Annotated in this window: 16 protein-coding genes; 14 read left to right on the top strand and 2 right to left on the bottom strand. The window is 46.4% G+C overall.

The window, feature by feature from the left end:
• Positions 1-51: 51 nt before the first annotated feature.
• Positions 52-942, top strand: a complete 891-nt coding sequence (locus HNR77_RS19260) for a tyrosine recombinase (protein WP_184187825.1) — start codon at positions 52-54, stop codon at positions 940-942.
• Positions 943-1,139: 197 nt separating this feature from the next.
• Complete coding sequence (locus HNR77_RS19255; RefSeq protein WP_184187823.1) at positions 1,140-1,964, top strand: purine-nucleoside phosphorylase; 825 nt, start codon at positions 1,140-1,142, stop codon at positions 1,962-1,964.
• Between the two features lie 167 nt (positions 1,965-2,131).
• Here the strand turns inward: HNR77_RS19255 and HNR77_RS19250 are convergent, their stop codons facing one another.
• The gene (locus HNR77_RS19250) at positions 2,132-2,683 is read right to left on the bottom strand and encodes a glutathione peroxidase (RefSeq protein WP_184187821.1); all 552 of its coding nucleotides are present in this window, start codon (positions 2,681-2,683) and stop codon (positions 2,132-2,134) included.
• 393 nt (positions 2,684-3,076) lie between these two features.
• On the opposite strand from HNR77_RS19250, the gene HNR77_RS19245 reads away from it, so the two are divergent.
• The 6 genes from HNR77_RS19245 to HNR77_RS19220 all read left to right on the top strand — a co-directional run bounded on the left by HNR77_RS19245 (position 3,077) and on the right by HNR77_RS19220 (position 7,787).
• A complete protein-coding gene (locus HNR77_RS19245) occupies positions 3,077-4,198 on the top strand; it encodes a D-alanyl-D-alanine carboxypeptidase family protein (RefSeq protein ID WP_260410699.1) in 1,122 nt (373 codons plus the stop codon).
• A 142-nt stretch (positions 4,199-4,340) separates the two neighbouring features.
• A complete protein-coding gene (gene spoIIAA / locus HNR77_RS19240) occupies positions 4,341-4,694 on the top strand; it encodes an anti-sigma F factor antagonist (RefSeq protein WP_110895208.1) in 354 nt (117 codons plus the stop codon).
• A complete protein-coding gene (gene spoIIAB / locus HNR77_RS19235) occupies positions 4,691-5,146 on the top strand; it encodes an anti-sigma F factor (RefSeq protein WP_110895206.1) in 456 nt (151 codons plus the stop codon). The genes spoIIAA and spoIIAB overlap by 4 nt, the downstream gene beginning before the upstream one ends.
• A 14-nt stretch (positions 5,147-5,160) precedes the next feature.
• Positions 5,161-5,916, top strand: coding sequence for an RNA polymerase sporulation sigma factor SigF (sigF, locus tag HNR77_RS19230; RefSeq protein WP_110895204.1), 756 nt, complete (start codon positions 5,161-5,163; stop codon positions 5,914-5,916).
• Positions 5,917-6,157: 241 nt separating this feature from the next.
• Positions 6,158-7,183 carry a hypothetical protein gene (locus tag HNR77_RS19225; protein ID WP_184187815.1) on the top strand — a complete coding sequence of 342 codons (1,026 nt, stop codon included), beginning with the start codon at positions 6,158-6,160 and terminating at the stop codon, positions 7,181-7,183.
• A 70-nt stretch (positions 7,184-7,253) separates the two neighbouring features.
• Positions 7,254-7,787, top strand: coding sequence for a hypothetical protein (locus HNR77_RS19220; RefSeq protein ID WP_184187812.1), 534 nt, complete (start codon positions 7,254-7,256; stop codon positions 7,785-7,787).
• A 420-nt stretch (positions 7,788-8,207) separates the two neighbouring features.
• Here the strand turns inward: HNR77_RS19220 and HNR77_RS19215 are convergent, their stop codons facing one another.
• On the bottom strand, positions 8,208-8,348 hold the full coding sequence (locus HNR77_RS19215; RefSeq protein ID WP_184187810.1) for a hypothetical protein: 141 nt from the start codon (positions 8,346-8,348) through the stop codon (positions 8,208-8,210).
• A 61-nt stretch (positions 8,349-8,409) separates the two neighbouring features.
• Between HNR77_RS19215 and HNR77_RS19210 the strand changes: the two genes are divergently transcribed.
• The 6 genes from HNR77_RS19210 to HNR77_RS19185 all read left to right on the top strand — a co-directional run bounded on the left by HNR77_RS19210 (position 8,410) and on the right by HNR77_RS19185 (position 14,757).
• Positions 8,410-9,066 carry a stage V sporulation protein AA gene (locus HNR77_RS19210; RefSeq protein ID WP_184187807.1) on the top strand — a complete coding sequence of 219 codons (657 nt, stop codon included), beginning with the start codon at positions 8,410-8,412 and terminating at the stop codon, positions 9,064-9,066.
• The gene (locus HNR77_RS19205) at positions 9,053-9,475 is read left to right on the top strand and encodes a stage V sporulation protein AB (RefSeq protein ID WP_184187804.1); all 423 of its coding nucleotides are present in this window, start codon (positions 9,053-9,055) and stop codon (positions 9,473-9,475) included. The genes HNR77_RS19210 and HNR77_RS19205 overlap by 14 nt, the downstream gene beginning before the upstream one ends.
• Before the next feature lie 30 nt (positions 9,476-9,505).
• Positions 9,506-11,182 carry a spore germination protein gene (locus HNR77_RS19200; RefSeq protein WP_184187803.1) on the top strand — a complete coding sequence of 559 codons (1,677 nt, stop codon included), beginning with the start codon at positions 9,506-9,508 and terminating at the stop codon, positions 11,180-11,182.
• 103 nt (positions 11,183-11,285) lie between these two features.
• A complete protein-coding gene (gene lysA / locus HNR77_RS19195) occupies positions 11,286-12,617 on the top strand; it encodes a diaminopimelate decarboxylase (RefSeq protein ID WP_184187800.1) in 1,332 nt (443 codons plus the stop codon).
• 273 nt (positions 12,618-12,890) lie between these two features.
• Positions 12,891-13,322, top strand: a complete 432-nt coding sequence (locus HNR77_RS19190; RefSeq protein ID WP_110895194.1) for a peptidylprolyl isomerase — start codon at positions 12,891-12,893, stop codon at positions 13,320-13,322.
• Between the two features lie 115 nt (positions 13,323-13,437).
• The gene (locus HNR77_RS19185) at positions 13,438-14,757 is read left to right on the top strand and encodes a hypothetical protein (protein WP_184187797.1); all 1,320 of its coding nucleotides are present in this window, start codon (positions 13,438-13,440) and stop codon (positions 14,755-14,757) included.
• Positions 14,758-14,902 lie beyond the last annotated feature (145 nt).

Here is a 14,902-nt window from a genome sequence, read left to right as displayed (position 1 = left end):
GGAAGCAGCAGTCAACCTGTTGGCATTGCTGTCAGATGAGGAGTGTTGAACATGAATCAGACCATACACGCCTATGCGTTATACCTGGAAGAAGATAAGGGGATGTCCAGCAGCACGCTGGAATCGTATCTCCGAGATGTGGACAAGTTCGTGGAATTTGTGAGAAAGGAATACAGCATCCGTGAAGCGAGCGAGGTAAGACGTACACATGTTGTTTTGTTTGTCGGTCAGCTCAAGCAGGATGGCCGTGCAAATGCAACGATTGCCCGCAGCATCGTATCACTGCGCTCGTACTTTCATTTTTTGATGCGGCGTGGAGAGATTATTCAAGACCCTACGTTTGATGTCGAGGCACCCAAGGCTGACAAAACACCACCTCAAGTGCTGACCGTGGAAGAGATCGAATTACTGCTTGCCGCTCCTGACATCAATTCGCCGCATGGGGTACGAGATCGGGCGATGCTGGAGCTGTTATATGCCACAGGCATACGGGTGTCGGAGCTCATTGCGCTTGATGTTCGCGATGTGCAGCCCGGGATGCGTTTCATAAGGTGCGGCGGGGCAGGGAAAGAACGTATTCTTCCGATCGGCGCTCCTGCCGCTCACTGGGCCAGTGTGTATATCAATCAGTATCGGGAGCAAATGCTCAAGGGCAGATTGGACGAGCAGGCGCTGTTTGTAAACGTGTCCGGCAGACGATTAACCCGGCAAGGATTCTGGAAGCTGCTGAAAAAAGCAGCAGTGGATGCTGGCATTTCGGGTGAGATTACGCCGCATACACTGCGCCACTCCTTTGCAGCCCATCTGATCGCAAGCGGGGCAGACACGCGTGCAGTGCAGGATATGCTGGGGCATGTTGAGCAGCCCGGACAGCAATACAGCCAGCATGGGCGCAAAACGATGAAGGAAATTTATGAAACCCATCATCCGCGGGCAAAATAGCTTTTGCCGTATATTCTTCACAATTGGGCAGCGGAGTGATGGAACATTTTAGAGTAAAATAAATTCGAACCCAACCAAACGCCGTTAATACATAGGCAGCTGCATGTTATGAATACTGGACTGCCCAAGACTGGGTACAGGTAATGCAGCTGCTGCTCATAAACGGATCGTTTTTACTCAAGGAGGAACTACATCTTATGACAGCTTTAAACCAACAGATGATTACAGAAGCGGCATCTTATATTCAGAGTAAAAGTGCGATCAAGCCGGAAGTTGGCTTGATTCTCGGATCAGGTCTCGGCGTGCTTGCCGAGCTGATTGAAGATGGTGTGAGTATTGCTTACCAGGACATTCCGCATTTCCCGGTGTCCACTGTAGAAGGACATGAAGGCGAGCTGCTGATTGGCACGATTCAGGGCCGTCCCGTTGTAATGATGAAAGGCCGTTTTCATATGTACGAAGGATATGGCCCGGAACTGACAGCGTTCCCGGTTCGTGTCATGCAAGCTTTGGGTGTAGGCAGCCTGCTCGTAACGAATGCGGCTGGCGGTGTTAATACATCCTATGAAGCGGGAGATTTGATGCTGATCTCGGATCACCTGAACCTGACGGGCAGAAACCCGTTAATCGGACCGAATGATGCTGCGCTTGGCGTACGCTTCCCTGACTTGTCTGAAGCCTACAGCCGCCGCTTGCGTGCGCTTGCGAAGGATACGGCAGCTGCGCAGGGCTTCAAGGTGCAGGAGGGTGTATATGCAGGCATGCTCGGACCAAACTATGAAACACCAGCTGAGATTAAAATGCTTCGTACCCTGGGTGCAGATGCGGTAGGCATGTCTACTGTTTCCGAGGTCATTGTAGCTCGTCATGCGGGTCTCGAAGTGCTGGGCATTTCCTGTATCAGCAACATGGCTGCCGGTATACTGGATCAGCCACTGTCACATGACGAAGTAATGGAAACAACGGAACGTGTTCGCGAAGCTTTCCTTGCGCTTGTGCTGGCTGTTATTCCGAAGATGTAATAGTGAGAGAGAGGGAAGTTTGAATTGAATTCATCTTCCTTGATTTAACGAATGGAACAGGGAACAAATCGTGGAATGAGGTATTCTCCATGATTTGTTCCCTTTTTAGTGATAACCAGGAGGTAAGGATCTCGTGTACATAGCGTGTACGCTGCTTTCATCTTCAATCAGATTGAAAGCAATGATTGGATCATAGGCTCTATTTCCATGGGTTCTGTTGTTGTCTCATATCTTCCGCACACCTGACCGCTCTGATCAATCAAAAACTTCGTGAAATTCCATTTGATCCCGTATCCCTCGTAAATATCGGGGAATTTCTCCTTCAAAAAACGATCCATCCACTCCCCGCTGGCCGTTTCAGTATCAAAACCTGGAAATGGTGCTTGTTCAGTCAAGAACTGAAAGATCGGGTGGGCATTTAACCCTCTAACTTTTATTTTTTCAAATAACGGGAATGTCAGCTTGAACAGATTTTCACAATCTGCTTTCACTTCGGCATTGTGCCCGGGTTCCTTCTCATTAAACTGGTTACAAGGAAAAGCAAGAATTTCAAAACCATAATGCTGGTATTTATCGTACAGCTGTTGCAGAGTCGTAAATTGACGAGCGTAGCTGCACTTACTGGCTGTGTTAACAACAAGCAGCACTTTGCCTCGGTACATTGTTAAATCAGCTGGGCTGCCATCTATAAAATGAATATTCATATCAAAAAAAGACATCGGATTCTCCCTCCTTAAATATTTAACTTGTGACATATACATCATAAATCGGTGCTGTTCATAGGGGAAATATATAATAACGATTACATATATAGGTAAATCCTATAAAAGAATATCGGTAATGAAACATTTCATGAACGTATACCCTTTCCCGATCAGGTAAATATCCAGTCTCAATAATCATACTCTTTCAACAAAGACAAGCTATGTCTCTTACTTCGATAAAAAAAGTTAGGGAAAACCTGCTGAGAATGGAATAATTTACTGCGAACGGGCCGACAATGGTTAGCAGTACATGCGAGGATAGACACCGAGCATTTCATTTGAGGAGGGAACCTAGTGAGAAAAAGAATAATGGCATCTTTCATGACCGTTTGTATGCTGCTGCCTCTAATGGCGGCTCCGGCGTCGGCTGAAGAGTCACCCAAGGTTAGTGGGGGAGCGGATTTGGCTCCATCGGCACGCTCTGCCATTTTGATGGATGCGGACACGGGCACCGTTATTTATGAGAAAAACAGTCATGATCAGCTGCCTCCGGCAAGCATTACGAAGATTATGACGATGCTGCTTACAATGGAAGCGATTGATTCGGGCAAGCTCAAATTAACGGATAAAGTGAGAACGAGTGAATATGCGGCGTCTATGGGCGGTTCACAGATTTTTCTCGAGCCTGGTGAAGAGATGTCTGTAGATGATATGTTAAAAGGAATCGCTATGGCCTCTGGCAATGATGCATCGGTCGCGATGGCAGAGAAGCTGGCTGGCTCGGAAGAGGCGTTTGTGCAGCTGATGAACGAGCGTGCGCAGGAGCTGGGCATGAAGGATACACGTTTTGCCAATGCGAACGGTCTGCCAGTGGCTAATCATTACTCCTCTGCTCACGATATTGCGGTGATGAGCCGTGAATTGTTGAAACATCAAGGCATTACCAAATATACAGGAGCTTATCAGGATTACTTGCGTAAAGACTCCGAGAAGCCGTTCTGGCTTGTGAATACAAACAAACTTGTGCGTTTCTATCAGGGAGCAGACGGTTTGAAAACCGGGTACACCTCGGAAGCAAAATTTTGTCTGTCGGCTACCGCCTCGAAGGATGGGCTGCGTGTAGTAGCTGTTGTTCTGGGTGAGCCGAATACCAAAACCCGAAACAGTGAAGTTTCTTCAATGTTCGACTACGCCTTTGCTCAATACACAATGAAAGCACTCTACAAAGCGGGCGATCTGCTGGGCAGTCTGAAAATTGAAAAAGGCGATGTCGCCGAGCTGCCGCTGAATGCCTCCCAAAACTACAGTGTCCTGATGCGCAAAGGGGCCAAGTCGAATGATATTCGTCATGAACTTATTGTCGCCAAGGAACTGAAAGCACCGATCAAAGCCGGACAAAGTGTGGGCAAGCTTGTCGTTTATCAGGGCAACGAAGTCATTAAGGAGTTTGATATCCAGGCTCCGCAGGATGTAGGCAAAGCAGGCTGGTGGAAGCTGTTCAAGCGCACAACCTCGGGCTTGTTTGATTAAATGGCAAGAAACGTCTTTCTCCTTGCACCTTGAACAGTTTTTGTAGTTAAATAGGGGTTTTCTTCTAGTTTTGTCGGGGGGCAGGAAAAGCTTCTGGCAGCGTAGAAATCCTTGTTCAAGACAGGGAGGAGAGTGGGCAAACGTGAACTTGAATGTGGACATGGAACATCACCGCGGGATTTTGATTGTACGATTATCCGGGGAGCTGGATCACCATACAGCCGATATGGTTCGCATGCAGATGGACGAAGCGATTCAGCGCAGACAAAGTGAACACCTGGTACTCAGCCTGAAGGATCTGCAATTTATGGACAGCTCGGGGCTTGGTGTTATTTTGGGAAGGTACAAGTTGATCAAAAATAAAGGCGGCAAAATGGTCGTCTGCGATGTCAATGCGCCGGTGTATCGTTTGCTGGAAATGTCGGGGTTGTTCAAGATCATGCCGATATACGAAAATGAGGGAACTGCTCTCTCAGGTCTGGAGGTCGTCTCATGAATGAAGGAACAGGGACAAATTTCATGAATCTGCAATTCGCGGCCAAGTCGGAGAATGAATCGTTTGCCCGGGTGACGGTAGCTGCTTTTATCTCGCAGCTTGATCCGACGATGGACGAGCTCAGCGATCTGAAAACGGTTGTCTCCGAGGCGGTGACCAACAGTATCATTCACGGATACAACAACAACCCGGAAGGTGTAGTGACCATTCAGGCCGAGATTCGTGAGGATATGATTACGATCATCGTAGAAGACCGCGGTGAAGGCATTGAGGATCTTGATCTGGCGAAACAGCCGCTGTATACGTCCAAACCCGAACTTGAGCGGTCGGGCATGGGCTTTACCATTATGGAAAACTTCATGGATGAATTCGAAGTCAGCAGCGAGCCCGGCAGAGGCACCTCCATCAAGATGAAAAAAAGGATTGAATCCAAGAAAGCATTGTATAATTAGGGGTTGGTATTCTTATGGATGCTGAAGTGAAACCATCTTCACAGACCTACTTGGACGATGCCGAGGTCAAACGGCTGATTGCGCTCAGTCAGTCGGGTGACCATGTATCTCGGGATACGCTGGTGAACTGCAACATCAGACTCGTCTGGTCCGTCGTGCAGCGTTTTATGAACAGGGGATATGAACCGGAGGATCTGTTCCAGATCGGCTGTATCGGCCTGCTCAAGTCAGTGGACAAGTTCGATCTCAGTTATGACGTAAAGTTCTCGACGTATGCGGTACCGATGATCATTGGTGAGATTCAGCGTTTCCTGCGGGATGACGGGACCCTCAAGGTTAGTCGTTCGCTGAAAGAGATGGCTAACAAAGTCCGCAAAAAGCGGGATGAGCTGTCCAAACATCTGGATCGGCTGCCAACGATCAAGGAGGTTGCCGCTGAACTCGGGGTTACTCCGGAGGAAGTCGTCTTCGCCCAAGAGGCGAACAAACCGCCGACCTCTATTCATGAGACCGTATTTGAAAATGATGGTGATCCGATTACACTAATGGATCAGATTGCGGATGAAACGCAGGAGAAGTGGTTCGACAAGCTGGCGCTGAATGAAGCAATCGGCGGCCTCAGTGAGCGGGAACGACTTATTGTGTATCTGCGGTATTATCGGGATCAGACACAATCCGAGGTGGCAAGCAGGCTGGGCATTTCCCAGGTGCAGGTATCACGTCTGGAGAAAAAAATATTACAATCCATCCGCGATCAGATCGCGCAGTGATGTCATATTGCACGAAACCAGATGCAGAGTTTATACAACCATGCATTCAGATGAAAATAAATAAATTAACATACAAAACCATACGACAATTAACAACCTTCTTTCGCACTATTATGCGTGGGAGGTTTTTTGTCTTCGGTTTAATTTGATATTACTTAATTTTTGGAATATAATTACATGGATAAAATGATAAGTAGTGGTAAATTTGAACTCAATAAAACAATATGTTCTTCTTTTGTTCGTGCTTTTACTTGTAATTAGTCCTATCTCTGTTACTCATGCAAACGAAGTTACAGAAACAGGTCCCTATCCAGCAGACTCTAGAGAAGAGACCATTAATAATCTCATGTCTGAAAGAACGATACTTAAAACTAAACTATCTATGGTGCAAAAAAGTATCGAAGACAGTAGTATTGATACCAATATTACTGATGTTAAGAAAGTTAAAGAAGTAAAAGAACTTATAACTGAAATTCAAAAAATCAACGATAATCTTTTTGAACTAGGGGTAAGAGAAGTAACTAGTGAAGAGCTAGCCAGAAAAGCCCAAATAACTGGTATAGGTCCAATGGCGGTTGTGCCCACAGGGTATACAAATGTACACTGGGAAACATACAGAGCCATTTGGGTAAAAGATTCAGTTAGATACGAAGTCCAACATATTGTTGCTAGTCCTAAAGGGACTGGTTCAAGTAGTATAAGTCAAAGTGGAACTACTGTTCAAACAACAAATGGTGGTGTTAGAGCAGCAGCAACAGGACTTGTAGTAACATCAGCAAAAGAAGGAGCAAGTTTAATCCCTGGGGTTGATATTGCTATCACATTGTACGATGCTATAAAACAAGCCATATCTGATTTTAGTAGTACAACAGAGGTAACTAATATTACTTCAAGTTTTAATTGGGACTATAATATGAATGTTGATTTCATGTATGTAAAGAAAGAAGGACAATCAGACACTTCGCAGTATTTATCATTTAAATCTTCAGAAGTATTTGGTGCTGTTTCATGGAGTATAAGAAACTTTAGTTATAAAAAAGGTACTAATATTGTAACTGCAACCAATTTCATAACAGGAAGTAGACAATATAAAAATACTCCTTCAAGGCATAAGAACGGTTCAAATGCAGTCACAGCATATCTTAATCCAGGGTCCTCAAACTCAGCATTTGTTACAAAATTAGATTTTACTGGTGTTGATGGAAAGGTGTTCAAAAGTGTTACACTGCCTCTATTCAGTTTCCCAACTCAGATTCAAGACAGTTAATTGACATGTATTTTGAACATTCCTAACTTTGCTTTATTTCTGGATAACTTCTTTGGAAAGGGCCATGTTCATGAAAAAATCTTTTTACGTCTTGTTAGGTATTTTACTTCTAGGGTCAGCACTTTTTTTGTGGTTCTACTCTTTTCCTACACCGATTGAGAGGGTTAACGAAGTTGTAATTCAAGACAATCCAAATACGTTCAGCGATAGTGCTACGGTAACGATGAAAGGAAAATTATATCGTCCTTTGTTTAGACAGAGTTACTTTGAAGGAACGATTAAAATTTCCTCTTTAGAATTTACCAATGCATATAAATTGTTTCCATTATATATGGTAAAAGAAGGTGAAATATACAGCTCATTTGTTACATATTCCGGCTCATCACAACAACTTAACAATGTGACTGGTGTAATGTTTCATGATGCTGATTTTACAACATTTAATCTTTTTCTTAGAGAAGTTCCTTACAAAGATAAGACCAGAGATTTGATTCAGGTCGTCTCGCCTGCATCTGACGAGGCTGATGCGGAACAAGTATTAGACAAGCTGAAATTAAAGTTCCCTGAAATGCCGAGTGCGGAAAAATTACTTCCTCAAAAATAAATTAAATAAAAATCAATATATGTCTACACTTTGTGAAATGTAAAAAACAAGTCAATCTGGGAATGGATTACTTGTTTTTTTTGTGCTTTTTGATTTGAGAAAAAGCTATTGTTAAAAAGCACTAACTATCCCAACTTCCCCACATGTCTTTGCCTTTCGCGAATCGGCTTTCAGTATCCCCCCTGCCCGCCGCCCACAAGTTTCTTCCATCTCTTTTGGAAAAAAAGAAGGGGCAAGCCAGCGTAGGGATGGAATCGGTAAAAGGAGCGAAGCGAGCGCGTTTATCACAGGATTTCCTCCTTGGAGAGGAGAGAACCAGAAATCCGGGGATAACCAGCGCCCGATGCCGATCCATCCCGCAGCGCCCAGCGCCCCGTTCACACTCTTTTCCAACCTAGATGTAATAAATTTGCCCATTCTTCAAATACTAACCAAGGGCGTGTCTTGAAACCACTGAAGTGCATCTTTTACCACCTTTTCGCCCCATGCTGCGTCACTTTCCCTTGACGTGCCCCGGCACGCCTGCGGAAAATTTCCTGGCTTGGAACGAAAAATCGGCAAAATCTGCCTCCTCCAGTGTTTTCAGACACACCCTAAATTAAGCAGTAAAGGAGTGCTTTGGATGTCCCAGACACCCACTCCAACGGTCTACGTTCGCATGCGCAGCCGAATTCGCATTCAGAGAGGGCGAGCGGTCAAACTGAGGGATATAGCTCACGTACTGGCCTCATCCGAGGATCAGGAGCACAAGCTGCTGGAGCTCGAACTGCTGCGGCCCGGACCGGAGGACGGCAACCTGATTCTCATTGATATTCTGCAGATTATTCCACGGATTCGGCAGTTGCTGCCTGACGTAAACGTGGAGCTGATGGGATCGGGGCATACGTTAGTTGAAGTAATGGCGGGCAGCGGCAAGGCTTCAAAGTCGCTATTTATTCTCGTATGGCTGCTGCTGTTTTTCGGCTCGGCGCTGACGATTATGAATTTTCACGCGGACGTCAACATGCAGGAGGTTCAGATTCGGATTGTGGAGATGTTGACGGGTAAACGGGATGAGCATCCGTATTTGTTTCAGCTTGCCTATTCCTTGGGAATTGGCTTTGGCATGGCTGTCTTTTTTAATCATCTGTTCAAGAAAAAGTGGAATGAGGAACCTACACCACTGGAAGTGGAGATGTTTCTATATCAGCAAAATGTGGATCAGTTTGTGGTCATCGAAGAGACCGAACGTATGCATGAGCAGCATCGCAGGGAGCTGAACAACGATGAGCGTGCTTAACGGAGCGATCAGCATTGTGCTTGGCATTGCAGGTGGCATTGCGGTGGGGAGTGGTGTCATAGCCCTTATTCTGGTGCTGGATATGATTCCAAGGCTGGCTCAAGTGACGCAGTCCTATGATAAAACCCATTGGTACGAGGGGGCACTTATTGGAGGTTCGTTACTGGGAACAGTAGCGGATTTCTGGCATTGGAAGATGCATGGGGTCATGCTGCTTAGTCCCATTGTGGGGCTGTTCTGCGGTGTATTTATCGGTCTGTTGGCTGCGGCGTTGACAGAGGTGTTGAATGTATTGCCTGTTCTGGCCAAAAGGCTGGGTATGAGGTCGTATTTGTTTGGATTGCTGCTGGCGATGATTCTGGGGAAAATGACAGGTTCATTGTTTGATTTTTTCATATATCTGCGGTAAATCGGCGTCACAGGTTAAAGGAGGATGGACATGGACGAACATACAGAGCGCTCTGAGCATACGGATCACGAACAGGGTGATGGGATTACAGAAGACATGAACCACAAGTCTGCATACGAAATTCAGAAGCAAGAAGAGAAGAGGGCCCACCAGAAGAAAAAGCAAAACGAGATGTCTGACAGCATTGAAGAATCTGTTCATTACTGGCAGCATAACGACGAAATCTCGCCCCGCATGAGCGATAACAAAAATACACTCAAGCAAGTGCTAGGACTTGGCGAGTCCTTTGATGTCGATCTCCGGGAAATGGTGCTGGGTGGAAAACATGTTGGGTTGCTGCTGCTAACGGGGTTTGCGAAGGATGAAATTTTGCTTGAAGTGTTAAAAAGACTAACCTATCTCTCCCCGGACCAGGTATCGGAACACGCACTCAAATCCTATTTCGAATGTTATATTCCCCATATTCAGGTGGAACGTGTCGAGAAGATGAGTACTGTCATCCGTAAGGTGCTAATGGGTATGAGCGCTATGTTTGTGGAAGGAGACCGCTCCGTTCTGATCATGGACACCCGGAGTTATCCGGTAAGATCGCCCGAGGAGCCTTCACTTGAACGTGTCGTCCGCGGTTCGCGAGATGGTTTTACGGAAACGCTGCTGACCAATGTGGCGCTGGTACGTCGCAGAATTCGGGACCCCGGATTGAAGTTTGAACTCATGCAGGTCGGACGGAGAACACAGACGGATGTGTGCGTTGTGTATATTGACGACATCGTTGACAAGGTTCAGGTGGATTCAGTTCGTGAAAAAATACAGCGAGTGGATATCGATGGTATTCCGGCTGCCGACAAGCAGCTGGAGGAAGCGATTATTAACAAAGGCTGGAATCCATTCCCTCTTGTTCGTTATTCGGAACGTCCAGACGTGACCGCCTCTCATCTGATGGAAGGACGCGTTGTTATTTTTGTCGATACGTCTCCCAGTGTGATGATCCTGCCAACAACGTTTTTTGATCTTTGTGAACACGCCGAAGAGAACAGGCAGACCGCTTTGATGGGCACCTATTTGCGTTGGGTTCGTTTTGCAGGTATCCTGATGTCGTTGTTTTTATTGCCGCTGTGGATGCTGATGGTCATTGAGCCTTCTCTCAAACCACCCGGGCTGGATTTTATTGGTCCTCAGGAAAGTGTGAAGCTGCCCATTATTATTCAGTTCCTTCTGATTGAGCTCGGGGTTGACCTGTTGCGCATGGCTGCTGTGCACACCCCGACACCGCTCGCTTCAGCCATGGGATTGATTGCAGCCATTCTGGTCGGAGATATTGCGGTGAAGACGGGTTATTTTGTCAATGAAGTGGTGCTGTATATGGCTATTGCAGCTATAGGCATGTTTGCGACACCGAGTTATGAGTTAGGACTTGCGAATCGATTGATCAGGCTGCTGCTTCTGATAGCGGTTGCGATATTCAAAGTACCAGGTCTGGTCGTTGGAACGACAATCCTGATTGTGGCTCTGACCACTCATCGCTCCTATAATTCTTCATATCTCTGGCCATTTATACCGTTTAATGCAAAGGCATTTGGCAACTTTCTGTTCAGGGTTCCACTGCTTGTCAGCAAGAAACGTCCATCGTTCAACAAAACACGTGACAACACCAAGATGTCGGACGATCCTGACGGTGAGCTGCGAAAAAGTAAAAAACACAAATGATGTGCCGAAAAATCCATTCATCTCCCGGCTTAATTTGGTATACTGGTGTAAAATCAATGGAATAGCAAATGTTCCAGTATATAAAAAGTGAGGAATGCAGACGATGTATTTACACGGTACAAGTAGAATAAATGAGCAAGGTCATCTGGAGATTGGTGGAGTAGACGTAACAGATATGAAAGAGCAATTCGGCACACCGCTCTATGTTGTGGACGAGCAGTTGGTTCGCGAGCGCTGTAGAGAATACATGGAGGCATTTCGCGCTTCCGGTCTGGGCTTCCAGGTTGCCTATGCAAGTAAAGCATTCTGTGTTATGGCGATGTGCGCCCTCGCAGCGGAGGAAGGTCTTTCCCTGGATGTCGTATCTGACGGAGAGCTGTTCACAGCGCTGCAGGCAGGTTTTCCAGCGGAGCGTATTCACTTCCACGGCAATAACAAAACGCTGGAAGAAATCGAAATGGCGCTTGACGCCGAGATTGGCTGCTTCGTAGTAGACAACTTTAACGAGCTGCACCTTCTCCAAGCAGTTGCAGCGGACAAAAATCTCAAAGTTAACGTTCTCCTGCGTGTGACCCCGGGGGTTGAGGCACATACACACGAGTATATCTCGACAGGACAAACGGACTCCAAGTTCGGTTTCGATATTGGGAACGGCACAGCATTTGAAGCGATTGAACTGGCCTCCAAACAACCTAACCTGGTATTGCTTGGTGTGCATTCTCACATCGGTTCACAAATCTTCGAGGTTGAAGGCTTCCAGATGGCGGTTCAACGTGTTGCTGAATTTGCAGCAAGTGTATATGAGCGTCTGAGCGTTGCATTCAAGGTGGTAAACCTCGGTGGAGGGTTCGGAATCCGTTACATTGATGGAGATACGCCGCTTGAAGTGGCACAGTATGTGAAGGCGATTACGGATGATGTGAAAAATCATTTTGCGCAAATCGGTTATGCCGTGCCTGAAATCTGGGTAGAGCCGGGCCGCTCCATCGTGGGTGAAGCAGGTACAACTCTTTACACGGTTGGAACAAGCAAAGACATTCCAGGCGTGCGTAAATATGTTGCGGTAGATGGCGGCATGACGGATAACCCGCGTCCTGCGCTGTATGAGTCCAAATACGAAGCGGTACTGGCTAATCGTGCAAACGAAGCAGCCACAGAAACCGTTTCTGTAGCCGGTAAATGCTGCGAGAGCGGTGATATGCTGATCTGGGATCTGGACCTGCCAAAAGTAGAAAGCGGCGACCTGCTGGCTGTAGCCTGCACTGGCGCTTACAACTACTCAATGGCGAGCAACTACAACCGGATTCGTCGTCCAGCCGTTGTGTTTGTCAAAGACGGTCAAGGAGATGTTGTTGTACGTCGCGAGTCGTATCAGGACATTATCCAGAATGACCTCGTTCCAGCGCGTATTGGCAAACAGCCGGTTACTCGTTAACTCAATTTATTCATGAAAAAATAAGAGGCGGAAGAGGGAGATGTTCCCTTTTTCCGCTTTTTGGCTTGTATGCCGCAAATCTGGAGTTACGTACGTCTGCAAAATGTGCTTCGAACTTGTGCTTTTTGACAGGACAAATCGAAAAAAAATGCTGTTTGTTTTGCGATTCATCTCTTTTCGGTGTACACTAATAAAAGTGCTGTAGTGCTTGACCTGAAGGTTGGTATTACGTCACAATTCACTATGCTTAAAATTGAAAGGAGTCATTTACATATGGCGAAACAAGCGAAAATTAAATTGGCAAACGGCGGAGAAGTTCTGATTGACCTGTTCGATCAGGAAGCTCCGAATACCGTAGCAAACTTCGAAAAGCTGGCAAACTCCGGCTTTTATAACGGTCTAGTATTCCACCGTGTTATTCCGGGCTTTGTAGCTCAAGGCGGATGCCCTAGCGGTACGGGTACTGGTGGCCCTGGTTACACAATCAACTGCGAGATCAACCCGAACAAACACGAGCGTGGAACTCTTGCAATGGCACATGCTGGCCGCAACACAGGCGGAAGCCAGTTCTACATCTGCTACCAGCCACAGCCGCATCTGGACGGACAACACACTGTTTTCGGTAAAGTTACGAAAGGTATGGAGTTTGTAGATGCATTCGAAGGCCGCGACAAAATGGAAACGGTTGAGGTTGTAGAAGTTTAATTCAACCTGCTGCATAACTACTAAAACTATTGAGCCCCTGATATCTTCTGTTACAGAAGTACCAGGGGTTTTGTGCATGTAACCTTACCTTGAAAGGATGTTGTTGACTTTGAGTATGGATATTGTACAGCAGCTTAAATTACTTCAGCACATTTATAGCGAGAGTACAACTTGGGACGAGGAGATGCGTGCTTCAAGACAGACTGTGCCTAAAGATGTATCGACGGAACAATTACAGGCTTTAGAGGCTTCAGGACATGAACCTAATCGCTTTGTAAGACCGCAGCATGAGGAGACGATCCAAGAGCTGAGAACATTGGCTGAGCGTTGGACACTTCAGGACGCTGCTCAGGCTTTTGTGGCTTCACTATGGTCAGCGCCAGTGATCTGGCGTTCACTTCTTACAGGTAAACTGATCGCATCCAGCATACCGGATCATGAATATAAGCCGTATCCTTCCAGTCATAAGTGCCAGATCTGTGGTTTGGATGTGAATGACGGAGTAGATATATCACTCCAGTGGTACTGGCGGATGACAAATGGCACACCTCTGGATGGAAACATTTTTGGACATGCACTGGCTCTGAGGGAGATAGCTGCTTCACCCGAGATTCCTGCTGCGACTGAATACGATCGCTGGACGCTCCGTGCAGTCCTTACTGTACTGCGTAATTTGCCTCCCAAGACCCGTTACAGCAAGGCTGCGGATGCACTGAAAAAAGCACAGCTGCTGCCTTCCAAAAAGATATATGTGTACCGCGACTTGCTCGAGACGCTGGCACTAACAGGCATTCTGGACACACCAGAGCAGCCAGGCATGATGACTGCGTTCACTTCTTATGCAGAACGTGACAAGCGACCTAACACCCACGTTGAGGTTCAAGCTCCGCTCGCATGGTGGGATTCATCTTTTGGGATTAATGAGCAGAATCTGTCCCGGATTTTCGGTGAATTTAATTGTAGTGATGTATCGCTTGAGCACAAACCTGAACCGAATCCACCAGCAAGTGAAACGGTTATTGGTGCCTTTGAAAGCAGAAGAGGTGTCGGTGCCAAGGCCAAGGTACCTAAAAAATCTCCGGATGCCGGCACAGGTGAGGTGCAGCCAGGAGATGTATACGCTGTAAAAGTACTTAGTGGTGTTTGGGTTACCGTTTACTGCCATGAAGTAAAGGACAAACGTGCTAGAGTCGAGTATTTAGATGGTGTGTTTCCAGATAGGCCTGGAAAAGAAGAGCTTATTCTGACCGTTCGTCCAAGGCCGGATGAACGCTGGCATTGTTACGCTATCGGAATGGACTCCACGAGCTGGGTTAGAAGAGTGGCCCGGGATATGCCAGCTCCTGCTGCTGACCAGCCAGCACCAAACAGTATTCCTTTCCATTCTGCAAAGGATTTAAGGCACATGGCTAGCTGGTGTTTTCCTGATCTATAGAACTTATTTTCTCTCTAGGATTAAGATCCGTGTCTCGTGCAAGATGCGGATTCGAATACATAAATGCTTATTAAAAGTTAGTATGTGACAAAAAGAAACAAAAATAAATTGATTTTTTGACACTAAAGTGCTAACATCCAATTAA

Source organism: Paenibacillus sp. JGP012, from assembly GCF_014203995.1.
Lineage (GTDB): Bacteria > Bacillota > Bacilli > Paenibacillales > Paenibacillaceae > Paenibacillus > Paenibacillus silvae.
This window is presented reverse-complemented; position numbering and strand designations above follow the sequence as displayed.

What these genes read in the sequence shown, in the direction of transcription:
- HNR77_RS19185 (WP_184187797.1), top strand. Translation starts at nt 13,438, where the DNA reads ATGGATATTGTACAGCAGCTTAAATTACTTCAGCACATTTATAGCGAG.
- HNR77_RS19260 (WP_184187825.1), top strand. Translation starts at nt 52, where the DNA reads ATGAATCAGACCATACACGCCTATGCGTTATACCTGGAAGAAGATAAG.
- HNR77_RS19205 (WP_184187804.1), top strand. Translation starts at nt 9,053, where the DNA reads ATGAGCGTGCTTAACGGAGCGATCAGCATTGTGCTTGGCATTGCAGGT.
- HNR77_RS19200 (WP_184187803.1), top strand. Translation starts at nt 9,506, where the DNA reads ATGGACGAACATACAGAGCGCTCTGAGCATACGGATCACGAACAGGGT.
- sigF (WP_110895204.1), top strand. Translation starts at nt 5,161, where the DNA reads ATGGATGCTGAAGTGAAACCATCTTCACAGACCTACTTGGACGATGCC.
- HNR77_RS19210 (WP_184187807.1), top strand. Translation starts at nt 8,410, where the DNA reads ATGTCCCAGACACCCACTCCAACGGTCTACGTTCGCATGCGCAGCCGA.
- HNR77_RS19190 (WP_110895194.1), top strand. Translation starts at nt 12,891, where the DNA reads ATGGCGAAACAAGCGAAAATTAAATTGGCAAACGGCGGAGAAGTTCTG.
- spoIIAB (WP_110895206.1), top strand. Translation starts at nt 4,691, where the DNA reads ATGAATGAAGGAACAGGGACAAATTTCATGAATCTGCAATTCGCGGCC.
- HNR77_RS19250 (WP_184187821.1), bottom strand. Translation starts at nt 2,683, where the DNA reads ATGTCTTTTTTTGATATGAATATTCATTTTATAGATGGCAGCCCAGCT.
- lysA (WP_184187800.1), top strand. Translation starts at nt 11,286, where the DNA reads ATGTATTTACACGGTACAAGTAGAATAAATGAGCAAGGTCATCTGGAG.
- HNR77_RS19220 (WP_184187812.1), top strand. Translation starts at nt 7,254, where the DNA reads ATGAAAAAATCTTTTTACGTCTTGTTAGGTATTTTACTTCTAGGGTCA.
- HNR77_RS19245 (WP_260410699.1), top strand. Translation starts at nt 3,077, where the DNA reads ATGGCGGCTCCGGCGTCGGCTGAAGAGTCACCCAAGGTTAGTGGGGGA.
- HNR77_RS19255 (WP_184187823.1), top strand. Translation starts at nt 1,140, where the DNA reads ATGACAGCTTTAAACCAACAGATGATTACAGAAGCGGCATCTTATATT.